Below are 16757 nucleotides of genomic sequence, written 5' to 3' on the forward strand. Positions count from 1 at the left end.
TGGTCATTTGCGGGGTGGCCCTTGCAGGTCAAGGGGCGCGGCATTATCGGCGCGACCGCGAATCAGCGACTCCGGATGCCGGCCCAGGTAATCCGAAAGTTCGCGCAGGGAGCGCGACATGCGCGCCAGTTCATCCAGAGTCTGGGTCAGTTGTTCGCGCTGCGGCGAGTCTTCGGCCAGGGTGGAACTGGCCGACTGCAGGGTCTTGCTCACGTCGCCCAGGGTCGTCTGCACGCCGGGCAGGGTCTTGGCATTGAATTGCGCCAAGCCCTTGCGCAGCTCGACCAGGCTGGCATCGAGATTGCCGGCGATACGCTCGACCGGCAGTTGGCTGATCTTGTTGACGATGCCTTCGAATTTCTCTTGCAGTTGTTCCAGGTTGCCGGGAAGGGTGGGGATGCCCACGGGGCGCTGGTTCGGGTCAAACGCGACTTTCTCGGCCTTGGGGTAGAAGTCCAGGGCGATGTACAGCTGACCGGTCAGCAGGTTGCCGCTGCGCGCCTGGGCGCGCAGGCCGTTTTCGATGAAGCTGCCGATCAGGCGTACGCCGGCCGCTTCATCGTCAGGGTTATTGTTCATCGCCTTGAGCAGCTTGGTGTGCGCCTGGCCGAGCAATTGCGGGTAGATCACGATGCCGACGTTGACCGGGAAGCTGCGCTTTTTGGCATCGAAATCCAGGTTGATCGAGACCACTTTGCCAAACTCGACGCCGAGGAATTCCACCGGTGCGTCGACTTTCAGCCCGCGTAGGGCCTGATCGAAGCGCAGCACCATGTATTGCCCCTTGCCATTGGGCGGGGCGAGGGCACTTTGCTGGTCTTCAAACAGTTCAAAGTTGCGGTTTTCCTCGGCAGGCTTGTCGTTGGGGTTGTAGGGCGGAGCCTGGAAGGAGACGCCGCCCATCAACATGGACGACAACGATTCGGTCTTCAGCGCGAAGCCATTGGCGCCGACGCTGAGGTCGACACCGCTGGCGTTCCAGAAGCGCGTGTTCTCGGTGACGTACGCATCATTGGGCGCATGCACGAACACCTCGATATTCACGCCCTTGCCCTCGCTGTCCAATTCATAGGCAACGACCTGGCCGACCGGGATCTTGCGGTAATAGACCGGCGAGCCGATATCCAGCGACCCCAGGCCCTGGGTATGCAGGGTGAAGCGTTTGCCTGGCTCGCCATAGGTGATGGGCGGCGGGTTTTCCAGGCCTTTGAACTGTTTGGCACGGGTGTCGGACTGGCCGATATCGGCACCGATGTAGTCGCCGGAGAGCAAGGTGTCGATGCCGGACACGCCGCCGGCGCCGATGCGCGGCCGCACCACCCAGAATTTCGAATCTTCGCGGGTGAAGCTCTCCGCCTGCTTGGCCAACTCGACGGTGGCGTTGACGCTTTTCTGGTCATCGCTCAAGGCGACACCGGTGACCTGGCCGATGACCACGTTGCGGTACTTGACCTCGGTCTTGTTGGCGACCAGCCCGCTGCCGGTCTTGAAATTGAGGGTGATGGTCGGGCCCTGTTGCAGCACGCTATGGACCACCAGGGAGATACCCACCAGCACGGCGACAATCGGCACGATCCAAACCAGCGAAACGCTGAAGCGACGCGTCTTGATTACGGGTGTTCCCGCAGGGGTGTCAGCATCAGCCTTGGATGAGCTCATCCGAGGTCTCCTCATTGTGTGGATTTTCCCAGATCAGCCGGGGATCGAAACTCATGGCCGCGAGCATCGTGAACACGACCACCAAACCAAAAAACAGAATGCCCAGGCGCGGCTCGATGTCGCCCAGGGCCTGGAACTTCACCAGCGCGGCCACCAGTGCCACCACGATCACATCCAGCATCGACCAATAGCCGATCAGCTCGATAAACCGAAACAGCTTTGAGCGTTCCTTGCGCGCCCACTGGCTATTGCGTTGCACCGTGATCAGCAGCAGCCCCAGGGACACGAACTTGATGCCCGGCACGGCAATGCTGGCGATGAAAATGATCAGCGCAATGTCCCACGCGCCATGCTGCCAGAATTCCAGCACGCCGCTCATGATGGTGCTGTCCGCCCCGGAGCCGAGCATGGTGGTGTTCATCACCGGCAATATGTTCGCCGGCACATAGAACGCCAGTGCCGTGAGCAGGTAGGCCCAGGTGCGGGTCAAGGACTGAACCTTGCGCCGGTGCAAGGGGGCGCCGCAGCGATCACACTCGGTGGGTTCGCTGCGCATGTCGCACGGCTGGCCGCAGGTGTGGCACAGGCACAGGTTGAGTTCGCGGGCGGTGGGCGGTGAATTCATAGGGTGTCCCACAGATCACGCACATCGCGCCCGGCGATGCGGATCAGCAAAAGGCTGAGGGCGGCCAGCGCGAACAGGCCGATGCCGGGTATCACATCGAGCATGCCGGCCAGCTTGAAGACCGCCACCATCGCGCCCAACAGGCACACCTCCAGCATGCTCCAGGGCCTGAGGGCTTCCAGCCAGCGCATGCACAGCTTGAAGGCCGGTGAGCGCCTGCCGGAGAGGGCAAAACTCAACACCCAGATCAGCAGCAGTAGCTGAAACACTGGCGCGATGATCATGGAAATCGCTGCCACCAAAGCGATGAATGTGATCGGCCCCTGGCTCAGCGCAACCACCGAATCCCAGAGTGTCGCGCTGTTCTTCAGGCCCTGCAGGCTGATGCTCATCACCGGATAAAAATTGGCGAACGCCCACAACACCGCTGCGGTGAGCGTCAGTGCGAGGCGCTGCTGCACCGACAGGCCGTTATAGCGCTGCAGTACTCCCTCGCAGCGTACGCACAGGGCTTTCTGATGCTTGGCGAGCGTGACTTTCTGGTACACGCAGTCGCAGTGTTCGCAGATGATCTGTTGATTCGCCATGCGTGTTGCTCCAGATGCGACTGCCTGCGGTGTGGGTCATGCCGTGGGTTCAATGGCGTTTGCGTAGCTTAGCAGCCTCGCAGGCTGTAAGACGATGAAGAACGGGGCTGTGGCTGCGGCGTGACGTTACTCACTCCAGGGCATGGTCCGGATACATGCCTGGGCGAGGCGTAAGAATCCTTTTGTGCGTGCTTGATTGATGAGCGTCGGCCCCATTTGAATCCCCTTGGCTCAGGCGAAAGTCGCTATGCTTTGTTACACCAGCAAGCGGCGCCCACGGAATTTTTACCGCTTGCCATGTTCCAAACCCGGCACAGGTCCGTTGCCCATGTCCTCTGCATCACAGAATGCAAAAGTAGGAGCTTCCTTCATGTTCACTCCGCGTCGTCTGCTTGTTGTCGCCACCGCCGTAGCCCTGTTGTCCGGCTGCGCTTCACCCAACCCTTATGACGGCAGCCAGGGACAGGCCGGCAATGGTTCCGAAAGTGGCATGAGCAAAACCGCCAAGTACGGCGGCCTCGGCGCGCTGGCCGGGGCATTGGCCGGTGCGGCCATCGACCATAACAACCGTGGCAAGGGCGCGCTGATCGGCGCAGTCGTTGCGGGTGCCGGCGCCGCCGGCTATGGCTACTACGCCGACCAGCAAGAGAAAAAACTGCGCGAAAGCATGGCCAATACCGGAGTTGAAGTGCAGCGCCAGGGTGACCAGATCAAGCTGATCATGCCCGGCAATATCACCTTCGCCACCAACTCCGACGCCATCTCCAGCAGCTTCTACCAGCCGCTGAACAACCTGGCCAACTCCCTCAAGCAGTTCAACCAGAACACCATCCAGATCGTTGGCTACACCGACAGCACCGGCAGCCGTCAGTTGAACATGGGCCTTTCCCAACGCCGTGCGCAGAGCGTGGCCAACTACCTGACCTCCCAGGGCGTCAGTGCTGCCAACCTGAGCGCACGCGGCGCCGGCCCGGATAATCCGATCGCCAGTAACGCTGACGTCAATGGCCGTGCCCAAAACCGTCGCGTAGAAGTGAACCTCGGCCCGATCCCAGGCCAGCAGTACGGCCAGCCGGGTGCCCAGCAACAGGCGCCACAACAGAACAACCAGTTCCAGGGCAACCCGTACTCGCAGTACCAGTAAACAACCGCCACGAAAAAGGGCGCCGTGCAGCAATGCATGGCGCCCTTTTTTGCGCTTGCGGTTACATCAGTCGATGTATTCGAACACCTTGACGATTTTCTGCACTCCGGACACACCCTGTACCAGGTTGGCGGCGCGAGTGGCTTCAGCCTGGGTCAACAGGCCCATCATGTAGACGATGCCGTTGTCGGTGACGATCTTGATACGCGAGCCCGGAACGGCGCTGTCGGTGAGCATTTGCGCCTTGATCTTGGTGGTCAGCAAGGCATCGTTGCTGATGGCCAGCAGCGTGATCGGGTCCATGACCTGCAGTTCGTTGTGCACCTTCTTGACCCGTTGCACCGCCGAGGCGGCTTGTTCAGCCTGGGCCTTGAGTTCGGCGCGCGGGGTTTGCCCGGCCAGCAGCACGACGCCGTTGAAGCTGGTGACCACAATGCGTGACGCGCCATTGCCCAGGTCCGTAGCCGCTTTGGCGACGTTGACCTTGACCTTGGTTTCAATCAGCGAGTCGTCGATGGTGCTGCCGAAGGTCCGTGTGCCCCGGTCGTCCTGGATGGGGGTGTCCCGTGTAGCGGTGATTGCCGTACTGCAGCCGCTGATGGCGAGGCACAGCGTGATGGCCAAAAGGCTGAGGCGATTAACGGTCATTCTTCACTCCCGAACAGTTGGCTGTCGATCAGATCGCACAGGCAGTGGATCGCCAGCAGGTGGACTTCTTGAATGCGTGCAGTGACAGTGGCCGGAACGCGAATCTCCACGTCCTCAGGCAGCAGCAACGAGGCCATGCCGCCGCCGTCGCGCCCGGTCAATGCTACGACAATCATTTCGCGATCATGTGCGGCCTGGATCGCTTGAATGATGTTCGCCGAGTTGCCACTGGTGGAAATCGCCAGCAACACATCGCCCGGCTGGCCGAGGGCACGGATCTGTTTGGAGAAGATTTCGTTGTAGCTGTAGTCGTTGGCGATCGAGGTGATGGTCGACGAATCGGTGGTCAGGGCGATCGCCGGCAGGCTCGGACGCTCGCGCTCGAAGCGGTTGAGCAGCTCGGAGGAGAAATGCTGGGCGTCACCGGCCGAGCCGCCGTTACCGCACGAAAGCATTTTGCCTTCGTTGAGCAAGGCGTTGACCATGACCTGACTGGCTTGCTCGATGTGCGGTGCAAGTACGTCCATCGCCTGTTGCTTGGTGTCGATGCTGGCCTGGAAAAGCTGGCGAATTCGGGATTGCATGTCCATCTGTGTGACCTTAATGAGCGCGGCTGTTTGGCACAGAAATGTGCAGCCCGCAAAGCAAAGAGCAAAAGTGTGGGGTGAAGGTGCCGGGTGAGTCAGCTGTCGAAGGCATCTTTGAGCCAATTCAAGTCAGCTGGACCCGACGGTGTGCTTTCCATGGCAACCACATCGAAACGGCAGGGGCTGTCGGCCCAGCGATGCTCTTTTTGCAGGAAAAACTGCGCGGCGAGTATCAGCTTTTGACGCTTGCGCCCATCGATACTGGCGAGCGCGCCACCCCATTGTGCGTGTTTTCTGTAGCGGACTTCGACGAATACTACTGTATCGCCGTCAAGCATGACCAGATCCAGCTCACCGCGTTTACATAACCAGTTCTGCGCCAGAAGGCGCAGACCCTGTTGTTGCAGATAGTTCAGCGCGTAGCGTTCGGCATCCTTGCCGCTTTGTGCGCTGGACCGCTCGGGCATCAGCGCGGGGTATCCGGCAGGCGCTGGATCTCGCCACCCACGAACTTCGCCCACGGCATCTGACGGTCAACGCGCTGGTTGGCGCTGATGCCCAGGTTACCGGAGAGGCCGTCGACACGGGTGTCCGGCAACGCCTTGAGCTGGCCCAGGCGTGGCGCCAGGCGATAGGCATCCACGCCCATCGCATACAGGCGACCGAGGCTGCCATTGGCTTGCGGCCATTGTGCGGCGACCTGGTTGCGCAGTGGGTCGGTGGTGTTGAGCAACCAAGGGGTTTCGCAGAACATCACGTTGGTCATGTCCAGGTACTGGTTGCGGTCGCCACTGGCGCTGAAGACGTGGGACGTCGCATAGACAGGCACGTCACCGGCGTATTGGAAGTTCAGGGTCGGCTTGATCTGCTGAGCCAGTTGCGGGGTGACGGCCAGGAAGATGAACTCGATGTCCTGGCGACGCGAAGGCTGGGCGGCAACGTCAGTGCCGACGGTGTTTTGCAGGCTCTTGGCGCGGCCTTCGCTTTTGCGCAGCTGGAACAGGTCGGCGATCTGCTGGGCCAGGGCCACAGGCTGGTCGACATACTCGACACCCATGACGGTGCCGCCGTTGGCTTCCCAATCCTGACGGAAAGCTTTGTAGACACGCTCGCCCCATTCGCCACGTGGCACCATGGCGGCGGCGCGATGCAGGCCGTCGGCACGGGCGCGGCGGGACACTTCACGGGCTTCGTCTTCAGCGGCCAGGCCGAACTGGAACAACTGCGCCGGGGCTTGATCGCCTTCGCTGTAGTTCAGCGCCAGGGTGGTGATCGGCAATTGCGGACGTGCACTGAGCTGTTTGACCAGTGGCTTTTCCAGCGGGCCAACCACCAGTTGCACGCCGGCGGCCTGGGCTTTGGCGTAGAAGTCGTCGATGGAGGTCAGGCGCGAGCTATCGTAGAACTCAATCACCGGCGGCTTCTGCCCGGCCTGTTCGGCCTGGTAGTGAGCGGCCATGAAGCCTTCACGCAATGCCTTGCCGACCGACGCCAAGGCGCCTTCCTGCGGCAGCAGCAGGGCGATCTTGGTCAGAGGCTGGCTGGCCAGTTCCTTGAGTTTGGTCAAGGGCGTTGGCAATTGCACGGCCGCCGGATGGCCCGGGTTGCGCGCGCGCCAGGTGTCGATGGCGGTTTGTTGCTGCTCCAGCGTGCCGGCGCCCTTGACCGCCTGGGCCAGGGTGATCCAGCCGTCCAGCGTCGGGTTGCCGGTGGCTTGCAGCTGCTCGGCGGGCAGAGCGGCAATCAACACCCAGATCGCTTCGTGGTTGCTGTTGGCGGCGTCACCGGTGAGCAGCGGCGCCATGGCGACACGCTCCCGCGCTGCCGCCAGGGTCTGGCCGTCGGCTTCATAGGCACGGGCATGCACGGTGCCGGTGCGCACTTGTTGATCGACCGGCAGCTCCTTCAGGCTTTGCAGGCTGGGGTGGTTCAGCGCCGTCAATGCAGCCTTGGGCTGGTTGCGGGTCATCGCCAGCTCGGCGGCCAGGGTGCTGGCGAACACTTGCGCGGCCGGTTTCAGGACATCCAGGGGCACCTGCGCAAGAATCTGCGAGGAACGGCCGGGGTTGTTCTGCTGGTAGGCCAGGTCAGCCGCACTCAGGCGCAGCAATGCGGCCTTTTCTGGCGTCTTGGCGGCCGTGGCCTGTTCGAGCAGTTGCTCGATACTGGCGTCGGGCGTGCGTGGTAGGTCGCCAAGGCTGGACGAGGGCGAGCTGGCGCAAGCGGCCAGCAAGGCAGCGAGGCAGAGGGCGGAGAGCAGCCGCAGGCAAGCGATCATGTAAGTGTTCCTGATACCGATCAAATTAGCGTGGAAGTGTACCCAAGCACTGGCCCAGGCGCGATGTTCGTGGCGTGAAACCGTGGATTTAGGTCGTGCAATTGTTGCGTTTTACTGACAATGGCTGAAACGACATCCGCCGTGACGGCATATTTTCAGCGCATTGACGCGCTACAATGTGGCTTTTGCCAACCATCGAGGTGTGCGTTTTGACTGCTCCAGGTCCTTTGAATTCCACTGCAGGCTCGCTTTTTGTCGTGGCGACGCCCATTGGCAACCTGGACGACATCAGCGCCCGGGCATTGAAAGTGTTGCGCGAGGTTAAATTGATCGCGGCGGAAGACACGCGACACTCCCAACGGTTGATGCAGCATTTTGGAATCCCCACGCCACTGGCGGCCTGCCATGAACACAACGAGCGCGAGGAGGGCAGCCGTTTTATCACCCGTTTGCTGGCAGGTGATGATGTTGCGCTGATCTCCGATGCGGGCACGCCGCTGATTTCCGACCCGGGCTACCATCTGGTCCGCCAGGCGCGCGCCGCTGGTATCAATGTAGTGCCTGTTCCAGGCGCGTGCGCGCTGATTGCAGCATTATCTGCAGCGGGCTTGCCGTCGGACCGCTTTATCTTCGAAGGCTTCCTGCCCGCCAAGACGGTAGGGCGTCGCGCGCGTCTGCAGGCGCTGAAGGAAGAGCCGCGCACCCTGATTTTCTACGAAGCTCCGCACCGCATCCTGGAGTGCCTGCAGGACATGGAGCTGGTGTTCGGCGGAGCGCGCCTGGCGCTGCTGGCTCGCGAGTTGACCAAGACCTTTGAAACCCTCAAGGGCCTGCCGCTGGAAGAGCTTCGCGGGTTTGTCGAAGGCGACAGCAATCAGCAGCGCGGAGAGTGCGTCGTGCTGGTGGCCGGCTGGACGCCTCCAGAGGATGAAGATGCAGTCGGCAGCGAAGCCATGCGCATCCTCGATTTGCTGCTCAAGGAGATGCCGCTCAAGCGGGCTGCCGCCCTCGCCGCGGAAATTACCGGGGCGCGCAAGAATGTGTTGTATCAGGCGGCGCTGGATAAACAGAAAGCCGAATAGTTCCGGGGCCGGGCCGGTGTTTCGTCCGAAGGTGATGGCAATGCTGCACTTTTAATACTTGTCCTGAGGCCGTCGTGCCGTTAACCTGCGCGGCGGAGAGTCGATTGGACAGTCGCTGCCCTCTATGAAAATTAGGGGGGGGAGGAAAGTCCGGGCTCCATAGGGCGAAGTGCCAGGTAATGCCTGGGAGGCGTGAGCCTACGGAAAGTGCCACAGAAAATAACCGCCTAAGCACTTCGGTGCCGGTAAGGGTGAAAAGGTGCGGTAAGAGCGCACCGCACGACTGGCAACAGTTCGTGGCTAGGTAAACCCCACTTGGAGCAAGACCAAATAGGGTCCCAAGGCGTGGCCCGCGCTGGGACCGGGTAGGTTGCTAAAGATGTCCAGTGATGGCCATCGTAGACGAATGACTGTTCAAGACAGAACCCGGCTTATAGATCGACTCTCCACCTTTTTCCTTCTGCCTGAACCTCGGGCAGAAAACCCGGTAGTAACGCAAGAATCCCTCCTTGCCAAATCATTGGCAGATGCGTCTTCGTAATACCAAAAAAATCTTACTCTTAATAAATTACTTTAACTCTGGGCCATAGTGCTTTGAGTTATTTGTGCTTGTTGAGTCAAAAACCACGCTGAACTCGGGTTTCTCCTCCCGTTACGCTCGTAAATCTCCGTTCTGTAAGGCTTTTCCTTGTATCCGCGCCTTGACGGTGTGGTGGGCGCATTCCTATAGTGTGCGCAAGTGGCGGAAAGTGGCACAAAGTGGGTTTTTTGAACGTAAAACGCTAAAAATTGGAGAAACGCACCTGTGTTTCGCGGAGCTAACGCTATCAGTCTCGATGCAAAAGGCCGTCTCGCCATGCCGAGCCGGTATCGTGACGAGCTCATTTCGCGAAGTTCGGGGCAGTTAATCATCACGATTGACGCGGTTGACCCTTGTTTGTGTGTTTACCCCCTCGATGAGTGGGAGTTGATTGAAACCAAATTGCGCGCTCTGCCTTCATTGCGTGAAGAAAACCGCCGCCTGCAGCGTTTGCTGATCGGTAATGCCGTCGACCTTGAACTCGATGGCAGCGGTCGTTTCCTGGTGCCGCCGCGTTTGCGCGAATACGCCAGGCTCGACAAGCGCGCAATGCTGGTAGGCCAACTGAACAAGTTCCAATTGTGGGACGAAGATGCCTGGGATGCTGTTTCTGCAGCTGACCTGGCTGCTATTCAACAACCGGGCGCCATGCCTGATGAACTGCGTGATTTGATCCTGTGACTATTGATAGCGGCTTTAACCACATCACCGTACTGCTTGACGAAGCCGTTGAGGCTCTCGCCGTACGCGCGGATGGCTGCTATTTGGATGGCACCTTCGGCAGGGGCGGGCACAGTCGGTTGATACTCAGCCAGCTCGGGCCCAACGGTAAACTCCTCGGGTTCGACAAAGACCCTCAAGCGATTGCCACCGGGCAAGCGCTAGCGGCCGAAGACGGCCGCTTTGTCGTTGTGCAGCGCAGCTTTGCCGAGCTGGGCGCCGAAGTCGCCGAGCGCGGCATGGCGGGCAAGGTGGCCGGGATTCTGCTCGACCTCGGCGTGTCTTCGCCGCAGCTCGATGACCCGGAACGCGGCTTCAGCTTCATGAATGATGGCCCCCTCGACATGCGCATGGACCCTACCCGTGGCGTCAGCGCCGCGCAGTTCATCGCCACCGCGCCGGTGGAAGAAATTGCCCGGGTGTTCAAGGAGTACGGCGAAGAACGCTTCGCCGGTCGCATGGCCCGCGCCGTGGTCGAGCGCCGCGAAATCCAGCCGTTCGAACGCACCGCTGACCTGGCCGAAGTGCTGAAGGTGGCCAACCCTGCATGGGAGAAGGGCAAGAACCCCGCTACCCGCGCATTCCAGGGCCTGCGCATTCACGTCAACAACGAATTGGGCGATCTGGAGGCTGGCCTCGAGGCTGCCCTGGACGCGCTGGAAGTGGGCGGTCGCCTGGTGGTGATCAGTTTCCATTCCCTGGAAGACCGTATCGTCAAACTGTTCATGCGGCGTCTGGTCAAGGGCGAGTCCGACAACCTGCCGCGCAATCTGCCGGTGCGTTTCGAAGCCTTTGTGCCGAAAATCAAAATCCATGGCAAAGCGCAGTTCGCCTCCGAAGCTGAACTCAAGGCCAACCCACGTTCGCGCAGCGCCGTCATGCGCGTCGCGGAGAAATTGCGGTGAGCAAGCTTTTCGCCAAACCCCTGCCGGGCGGCAGCTTCTTTATGTTGCTGCTGTTTATCGGCGTGCTGGTGTCCGCGATTGCGGTGTCCTACAGCGCGCATTGGAATCGTCAATTGCTCAATACCCTCTATGGAGAGTTGAGCGTGCGCGACAAGGCGCAGGCGGAATGGGGCCGGTTGATCCTGGAGCAGAGCACGTGGACGGCCCACAGCCGTATCGAAGTGCTGGCCACCGAACAACTGAAAATGCACATTCCGGGCGCGGCCGACGTACGCATGGTGGCGCCATGATGAAACTTGAAGGCGCACTCTACCCATGGCGCTTCCGCCTGATGCTCGGCTTGCTGGCATTGATGGTGGGGGCGATCGTCTGGCGGATCTTCGACCTGCAGGTCGTCGACCGTGACTTCCTGATCGGCCAGGGCGACGCCCGTAGCCTGCGGCATATTCCGATTCCTGCGCACCGCGGCCTGATTACCGACCGCAACGGCGAGCCTCTGGCCGTGAGTACCCCGGTGACCACCTTGTGGGCCAACGCCAAGGAACTGCAGGTAGCCAAGGACAAGTGGCCCGAACTCGCCGCTGCCCTGGGGCAAGACCGCAAAGCGCTGACCGAACGCCTGGAAGCCCAGGCCAATAAAGAATTTATCTATCTGGTTCGCGGGCTCACCCCGGAACAGGGCCAGCAAGTGCTCGACCTGAAAATTCCGGGTGTCTATGGCATCGAGGAATTTCGTCGTTTCTACCCGGCCGGTGAAACCACCGCGCACATGGTCGGCTTTACCGATATCGACGACCATGGCCGCGAAGGTGTCGAGCTGGCCTACGACGAGTGGCTGGCCGGCGTTCCCGGCAAGCGCCAGGTCATCAAGGACCGGCGCGGCAGACTGATCAAGGATGTTCAGGTCACCAAGAACGCCAAGGCCGGCAAGCCCTTGGCGTTGTCGATTGACTTGCGTCTGCAGTACCTGGCCAACCGTGAATTGCGTAACGCGATCATCGAGAACGGCGCCAAAGCCGGCAGCCTGGTGATCATGGACGTGAAGACCGGCGAGATTCTCGCCATGGTCAACCAGCCGACCTACAACCCGAACAATCGTCGCAACCTGCAACCGGCGATGATGCGCAACCGCGCAATGATCGACGTGTTCGAGCCGGGTTCGACCATGAAAGCCATCTCCATGAGTGCCGCCCTGGAAACCGGACGCTGGAAGCCCAGCGACAAGGTCGAGGTGTACCCAGGCACTTTGCAGTTGGGCAAATACACCATCCGCGACGTGTCGCGCACCGAGGGCCCGGTGCTGGATCTGACAGGCATCCTGATCAACTCCAGTAACGTGGGCATGAGCAAGGTCGCCTTCGATATCGGCGGCGAAACCATCTACCACCTGGCGCAGAAAATCGGCCTGGGCCAGCCCACCGGGCTCGATTTCCCAGGTGAGCGCGTCGGCAACCTGCCGAACTACCGCGACTGGAAAAAGGCCGAGACCGCCACGCTGTCGTACGGCTACGGCCTGTCGGTGACCGCGATCCAACTGGCCCATGCGTTCTCGGTATTGGCGAATAATGGCCGAATGGTTCCGCTGAGCCTGATTCACGTGGACGAAGCGCCGAAAGCCACCCAGGTGATCCCGGAAAAAGTCGCCAAGACCATGCAAGGCATGCTGCAACAAGTGATCGAGGCGCCGCGTGGCGTATTCCGCGCCCAGGTGCCGGCCTATCACGTGGCTGGCAAGTCCGGTACTGCGCGTAAAACCTCAGTGGGCACCAAGGGTTATGCGGAAAATTCCTACCGTTCATTGTTCGCCGGTTTCGGCCCGATGAGCGATCCGCGCTACGCCATCGTCGTAGTGATCGATGAACCGAGCAAGGCCGGTTACTTCGGTGGCCTGGTCTCGGCGCCAGTGTTCAGCAAAGTGATGTCCGGCACCCTGCGCCTGATGAACATCACGCCGGACAATCTTGCGCCAACCCAGCAAGCGAACGCCGCACCCCCGGCCGCTGCTGTAAAAGCCAATGGAGGGCGCGGCTGATGTCTCTTAGCCTGAACAAGATTTTTGCCCACGCCGGCCGCGATCTGCTGATTCGCGAGTTGAGCCTGGACAGCCGCAACGTGCGCGCCGGCGACCTGTTCCTGGCCGTGCCCGGTGGCAAGTTCGATGGCCGTGCGCATATTGCCGACGCCCTACAACGTGGTGCTGCCGCTGTTGCTTATGAAGTGGAAGGCGCTACTGTGCTGCCGATCACCGATGTGCCGTTGATTCCAGTCAAGGGCTTGGCCGCGCAGTTGTCCGACATTGCCGGGCGCTTCTACGGTGAACCGAGCCGTCACCTGAACCTGGTGGGCGTGACCGGCACCAACGGCAAGACCAGCGTGACTCAACTGGTCGCCCAGGCCCTGGACCTGCTGGGTCAGCACTGCGGCATCGTCGGTACCCTGGGCACCGGCTTCTATGGTGCGCTGCAAAGCGGCCTGCACACCACGCCGAACCCGATTGCCGTGCAGGCGACCCTGGCCGACCTGAAAAAAGCCGGCGCCAAGGCGGTTGCCATGGAAGTGTCGTCCCATGGTCTCGACCAGGGCCGTGTCACGGCCCTGGCGTTTGACGTGGCGGTGATGACCAACCTGTCCCGCGACCACCTCGATTACCACGGCACCATGGACGCGTATGCAGCGGCCAAAGCCAAGCTGTTCGCCTGGAATCACCTGAAGTGCCGGGTAGTGAACCTGGATGATGCCTTCGGTCGCCAACTGGCAGCTCAAGACAGCGAAGCGCGCTTGATCAGCTATAGCCTGGAAGACACCCGTGCGTACCTGTACTGCCGCGAAGCCCAGTTCAGCGACGAGGGCGTGCGCGCCACCCTGGTAACGCCACAAGGCGAGCACCATTTGCGCAGCACGCTGCTCGGGCGTTTCAACCTGAGCAACGTATTGGCAGCCATCGGTGCCTTGCTCGGCCTGGATTACGCCCTCGACGAAATTCTGAAAGTACTGCCCAAACTGGAAGGCCCGGCCGGCCGCATGCAGCGCCTGGGTGGCGGTACGCAACCGCTGGTGGTGGTCGATTATGCCCACACCCCTGACGCATTGGAAAAAGTCCTGCTGGCCTTGCGCCCGCACGCCAAGGGCAAGCTGCTGTGCCTGTTCGGCTGCGGCGGCGACCGTGATCGCGGCAAGCGTCCGTTGATGGCCGAGATCGTCGAGCGCCTGGCCGACGGCGTGCTGGTGACCGACGACAACCCGCGCAGCGAAGACCCGAGCCGGATTTTCGACGATATACGCGTAGGCTTCAAAGACACCGCCAACGTCACGTTCGTGGCCGGTCGCGGCGCAGCCATCGCCCAATTGATCGCCGGTGCCAGCGCGGATGACGTGGTGGTGCTGGCTGGCAAGGGGCATGAGGATTACCAGGAAATCAACGGCGAGCGCCATGCCTTCTCCGATCTGGTCGAGGCGGGTCACGCCCTGGCCGCCTGGGAGGTCGCCCATGCTTAAGCCGATGACTTTCAGCGAACTGGCCCAGGCGTTGTCGGCCCGGGTGCTGTCGAGCGATTGCACGTTCGACGGCGTCAGTATCGACAGTCGCAATATCCAGCCCGGCCAGTTGTTCATCGCACTCACAGGCCCGCGGTTTGACGGTCACGACTACCTGAACGACGTCGCCGCCAAAGGCGCAGTGGGTGCCTTGGTGCAACGTGAAGTGGCGCACGCGACGTTGCCGCAGCTGCTGGTCGCCGATACGCGGCTTGCGTTGGGTCAACTGGGCGCGCTGAACCGTGCCGCTTTCGACAAGCCGGTTGCCGCCATCACCGGCTCCAGCGGCAAGACCACCGTCAAGGAACTGTTGGCCGGCGTACTGCGCACGCGCGGGCCGGTACTCGCCACCCGGGGCAACCTGAACAATGATTTCGGCGCACCGCTGACCCTGCTCGAACTGGCCCCGGAACACACGGCGGCAGTCATCGAGCTGGGCGCTTCCCGCGTCGGCGAGATTGCCTACACCGTGGCGCTGACCAAGCCCCATGTCGCGGTTATCAACAATGCCGGTACCGCCCATGTCGGTGAATTCGGCGGCCCGGAAAAAATCGTCGAAGCCAAGGGTGAAATTCTTGAAGGCCTCGACGCTTCGGGCACCGCGGTACTGAATCTTGACGACAAGGCCTTCGAGACCTGGCGCGTACGCGCTGCCGGTCGCAAGGTGCTGACCTTTGCCGTGCGCAACGCCGCAGCCGATTTTCATGCCAGCGACATCACCGTTGATGCGCGTGGTTGCCCGTCCTTCACCTTGCACACGCCGCAAGGCAGTGAACACGTGCAACTGAACCTGCTGGGCAACCATAACGTCGCCAACGCCTTGGCCGCTGCCGCTGCCGCCCACGCCCTGGGTGTGTCGCTGTTCGGCATCGCCACAGGCTTGGGCGCGGTGCAGCCGGTCAAAGGACGCACCGTCGCGCAATTGGCCACCAACGGCATGCGCGTGATCGATGACACTTACAACGCCAACCCGTCTTCCGTTAACGCCGCCGTGGATCTGCTCAAAGGCTTTGATGGCCGCAAGGTGCTGGTACTTGGCGACATCGGCGAATTGGGCGACTGGGCTGAACAAGGGCACCGCGAAGTCGGCGCCTATGCCGCCGATAAGGTCGACGCGTTTTACGCCGTCGGCCCGAACATGGCGCACGCGGTAAACGCCTTCGGCCCTGGCGCGCGGCATTTTGCGACCCAAGGCGAATTGATCCAGGCGTTGGCTGCGGCTGAACACGACACACACACAACCATTTTGATCAAGGGATCGCGCAGCGCGGTGATGGAAAACGTCGTCGCAGCCTTGTGTGGCTCAAGTACGGAGAAACATTAATGCTGCTGCTGCTGGCTGAGTATCTGCAACAGTTCCACAAAGGCTTCGCGGTCTTTCAGTACCTGACCCTGCGCGGGATCCTGGGTGTGCTGACCGCGCTGTGTTTGTCGCTGTTTCTGGGGCCGTGGATGATCCGCACCCTGCAGAACCTGCAAATTGGTCAATCGGTTCGCAATGACGGCCCGCAGTCGCACCTGTCCAAGTCCGGCACCCCGACCATGGGCGGCGCGTTGATCCTGTCGTCTATTGGCGTCAGCACCGTGCTCTGGGCTGACCTGCACAACCGCTACGTGTGGGTGGTGCTGCTGGTGACCCTGCTGTTCGGCGCCATAGGCTGGGTCGATGACTACCGTAAAGTGATCGAGAAGAACTCCAAGGGGCTGCCGAGCCGCTGGAAGTACTTCTGGCAGTCGGTATTCGGCCTGGCGGCGGCGATCTTCCTCTACACCACCGCACCAAGCGCTGTGGAAACCACCTTGATCATCCCAATGCTCAAGGATGCCAGCATTCCACTGGGCATCGGTTTCGTGGTGCTGACCTATTTCGTGATCGTCGGCTCCAGCAACGCGGTCAACCTGACTGATGGCCTCGACGGCCTGGCGATCATGCCGACGGTGATGGTCGGCGGCGCCCTCGGCATTTTCTGCTACCTGTCGGGTAACGTGAAGTTCGCCGAGTACCTGCTGATTCCCTACGTACCGGGCGCGGGTGAGCTGATCGTGTTCTGCGGCGCGCTGATCGGCGCCGGCCTGGGCTTCCTGTGGTTCAACACCTACCCGGCACAAGTCTTCATGGGCGACGTCGGCGCACTCGCACTGGGTGCGGCCCTTGGCACCATCGCGGTGATCGTGCGCCAGGAAATCGTGCTGTTCATCATGGGCGGTGTGTTCGTGATGGAAACCCTGTCGGTGGTCATCCAGGTGGCTTCCTTCAAATTGACCGGGCGCCGTGTATTTCGCATGGCGCCGATTCACCACCACTTTGAACTCAAGGGCTGGCCCGAGCCACGCGTGATCGTCCGTTTCTGGATCATCACCGTGATTCTGGTACTGGTCGGCCTTGCCACCCTGAAACTGAGGTAGAA

At 61.2% G+C, this 16757-nt stretch carries 16 protein-coding genes and 1 other RNA gene; 10 read left to right on the forward strand and 7 right to left on the reverse strand.

Annotation, left to right across the window (positions count from 1 at the left end; translation table 11 throughout):
• Nucleotides 1–3: 3 nt before the first annotated feature.
• From C4J90_RS04665 to C4J90_RS04675, 3 genes are read right to left on the reverse strand one after another with little or no spacing between them, the layout of a single operon-like run.
• On the reverse strand, nt 4–1659 hold the full coding sequence (locus C4J90_RS04665) for an intermembrane transport protein PqiB (RefSeq protein ID WP_124369679.1): 1656 nt from the start codon (nt 1657–1659) through the stop codon (nt 4–6).
• Nucleotides 1640–2284: a paraquat-inducible protein A gene (locus tag C4J90_RS04670; RefSeq protein ID WP_124413874.1), complete on the reverse strand. Its 645-nt coding sequence runs from the start codon at nt 2282–2284 to the stop codon at nt 1640–1642. Before C4J90_RS04670 ends, C4J90_RS04665 begins: the two co-directional genes overlap by 20 nt.
• Complete coding sequence (locus tag C4J90_RS04675; protein WP_124419308.1) at nt 2281–2871, reverse strand: paraquat-inducible protein A; 591 nt, start codon at nt 2869–2871, stop codon at nt 2281–2283. The genes C4J90_RS04670 and C4J90_RS04675 overlap by 4 nt, the downstream gene beginning before the upstream one ends.
• A 370-nt stretch (nt 2872–3241) precedes the next feature.
• Between C4J90_RS04675 and C4J90_RS04680 the strand changes: the two genes are divergently transcribed.
• The gene (locus C4J90_RS04680) at nt 3242–4015 is read left to right on the forward strand and encodes an OmpA family protein (protein WP_124413876.1); all 774 of its coding nucleotides are present in this window, start codon (nt 3242–3244) and stop codon (nt 4013–4015) included.
• A gap of 66 nt (nt 4016–4081) precedes the next feature.
• On the opposite strand, the gene C4J90_RS04685 is transcribed toward C4J90_RS04680, so the two are convergent.
• The 4 genes from C4J90_RS04685 to C4J90_RS04700 form a co-directional block, all read right to left on the reverse strand.
• Nucleotides 4082–4663 (reverse strand): BON domain-containing protein, encoded by a 582-nt coding sequence (locus C4J90_RS04685; protein WP_124361348.1) that lies wholly within the window; start codon nt 4661–4663, stop codon nt 4082–4084.
• On the reverse strand, nt 4660–5253 hold the full coding sequence (locus C4J90_RS04690) for a phosphoheptose isomerase (RefSeq protein ID WP_024073509.1): 594 nt from the start codon (nt 5251–5253) through the stop codon (nt 4660–4662). Before C4J90_RS04690 ends, C4J90_RS04685 begins: the two co-directional genes overlap by 4 nt.
• A gap of 92 nt (nt 5254–5345) precedes the next feature.
• Nucleotides 5346–5717 carry a YraN family protein gene (locus C4J90_RS04695; RefSeq protein ID WP_124413877.1) on the reverse strand — a complete coding sequence of 124 codons (372 nt, stop codon included), beginning with the start codon at nt 5715–5717 and terminating at the stop codon, nt 5346–5348.
• The gene (locus C4J90_RS04700; RefSeq protein WP_124413878.1) at nt 5717–7528 is read right to left on the reverse strand and encodes a penicillin-binding protein activator; all 1812 of its coding nucleotides are present in this window, start codon (nt 7526–7528) and stop codon (nt 5717–5719) included. The genes C4J90_RS04695 and C4J90_RS04700 overlap by 1 nt, the downstream gene beginning before the upstream one ends.
• Nucleotides 7529–7704: 176 nt before the next feature.
• Here C4J90_RS04700 and rsmI point away from each other — a divergent pair, with 176 nt between their 5' ends.
• The 9 genes from rsmI to mraY all read left to right on the forward strand — a co-directional run bounded on the left by rsmI (nt 7705) and on the right by mraY (nt 16755).
• Entirely contained in the window at nt 7705–8610 is a 906-nt protein-coding gene (gene rsmI, locus C4J90_RS04705; protein ID WP_164484510.1) for a 16S rRNA (cytidine(1402)-2'-O)-methyltransferase, read from the forward strand.
• A 96-nt stretch (nt 8611–8706) separates the two neighbouring features.
• Nucleotides 8707–9060: RNase P RNA component class A (gene rnpB, locus C4J90_RS04710), an RNA gene on the forward strand.
• 355 nt (nt 9061–9415) lie between these two features.
• The gene (gene mraZ, locus C4J90_RS04715; RefSeq protein ID WP_004371993.1) at nt 9416–9871 is read left to right on the forward strand and encodes a division/cell wall cluster transcriptional repressor MraZ; all 456 of its coding nucleotides are present in this window, start codon (nt 9416–9418) and stop codon (nt 9869–9871) included.
• Entirely contained in the window at nt 9868–10815 is a 948-nt protein-coding gene (rsmH, locus tag C4J90_RS04720) for a 16S rRNA (cytosine(1402)-N(4))-methyltransferase RsmH (protein WP_164484511.1), read from the forward strand. The genes mraZ and rsmH overlap by 4 nt, the downstream gene beginning before the upstream one ends.
• Entirely contained in the window at nt 10812–11105 is a 294-nt protein-coding gene (gene ftsL, locus C4J90_RS04725) for a cell division protein FtsL (protein WP_124361353.1), read from the forward strand. Before rsmH ends, ftsL begins: the two co-directional genes overlap by 4 nt.
• Nucleotides 11105–12847 (forward strand): penicillin-binding protein 2, encoded by a 1743-nt coding sequence (locus C4J90_RS04730; RefSeq protein ID WP_164485282.1) that lies wholly within the window; start codon nt 11105–11107, stop codon nt 12845–12847. Before ftsL ends, C4J90_RS04730 begins: the two co-directional genes overlap by 1 nt.
• Nucleotides 12847–14310, forward strand: a complete 1464-nt coding sequence (locus C4J90_RS04735; protein ID WP_124419309.1) for a UDP-N-acetylmuramoyl-L-alanyl-D-glutamate--2,6-diaminopimelate ligase — start codon at nt 12847–12849, stop codon at nt 14308–14310. Before C4J90_RS04730 ends, C4J90_RS04735 begins: the two co-directional genes overlap by 1 nt.
• Nucleotides 14303–15673, forward strand: a complete 1371-nt coding sequence (murF, locus tag C4J90_RS04740) for a UDP-N-acetylmuramoyl-tripeptide--D-alanyl-D-alanine ligase (protein ID WP_124413880.1) — start codon at nt 14303–14305, stop codon at nt 15671–15673. Before C4J90_RS04735 ends, murF begins: the two co-directional genes overlap by 8 nt.
• Nucleotides 15673–16755 carry a phospho-N-acetylmuramoyl-pentapeptide-transferase gene (gene mraY / locus C4J90_RS04745; protein ID WP_124361357.1) on the forward strand — a complete coding sequence of 361 codons (1083 nt, stop codon included), beginning with the start codon at nt 15673–15675 and terminating at the stop codon, nt 16753–16755. The genes murF and mraY overlap by 1 nt, the downstream gene beginning before the upstream one ends.
• Nucleotides 16756–16757: the final 2 nt, after the last annotated feature.

The sequence above is a fragment of the Pseudomonas sp. R2-60-08W genome (assembly GCF_003852335.1).
Classification (GTDB): Bacteria; Pseudomonadota; Gammaproteobacteria; order Pseudomonadales; family Pseudomonadaceae; genus Aquipseudomonas.

Bases quoted from the DNA above. Each gene is read 5' to 3' on its own strand.
- C4J90_RS04690 (WP_024073509.1), bottom strand. From the start codon at position 5,253: ATGGACATGCAATCCCGAATTCGCCAGCTTTTCCAGGCCAGCATCGAC.
- C4J90_RS04675 (WP_124419308.1), bottom strand. From the start codon at position 2,871: ATGGCGAATCAACAGATCATCTGCGAACACTGCGACTGCGTGTACCAG.
- C4J90_RS04730 (WP_164485282.1), top strand. From the start codon at position 11,105: ATGAAACTTGAAGGCGCACTCTACCCATGGCGCTTCCGCCTGATGCTC.
- C4J90_RS04735 (WP_124419309.1), top strand. From the start codon at position 12,847: ATGTCTCTTAGCCTGAACAAGATTTTTGCCCACGCCGGCCGCGATCTG.
- C4J90_RS04670 (WP_124413874.1), bottom strand. From the start codon at position 2,284: ATGAATTCACCGCCCACCGCCCGCGAACTCAACCTGTGCCTGTGCCAC.
- C4J90_RS04695 (WP_124413877.1), bottom strand. From the start codon at position 5,717: ATGCCCGAGCGGTCCAGCGCACAAAGCGGCAAGGATGCCGAACGCTAC.
- mraY (WP_124361357.1), top strand. From the start codon at position 15,673: ATGCTGCTGCTGCTGGCTGAGTATCTGCAACAGTTCCACAAAGGCTTC.
- C4J90_RS04680 (WP_124413876.1), top strand. From the start codon at position 3,242: ATGTTCACTCCGCGTCGTCTGCTTGTTGTCGCCACCGCCGTAGCCCTG.
- murF (WP_124413880.1), top strand. From the start codon at position 14,303: ATGCTTAAGCCGATGACTTTCAGCGAACTGGCCCAGGCGTTGTCGGCC.
- C4J90_RS04700 (WP_124413878.1), bottom strand. From the start codon at position 7,528: ATGATCGCTTGCCTGCGGCTGCTCTCCGCCCTCTGCCTCGCTGCCTTG.
- C4J90_RS04665 (WP_124369679.1), bottom strand. From the start codon at position 1,659: ATGAGCTCATCCAAGGCTGATGCTGACACCCCTGCGGGAACACCCGTA.
- C4J90_RS04685 (WP_124361348.1), bottom strand. From the start codon at position 4,663: ATGACCGTTAATCGCCTCAGCCTTTTGGCCATCACGCTGTGCCTCGCC.
- rsmI (WP_164484510.1), top strand. From the start codon at position 7,705: ATGTGGCTTTTGCCAACCATCGAGGTGTGCGTTTTGACTGCTCCAGGT.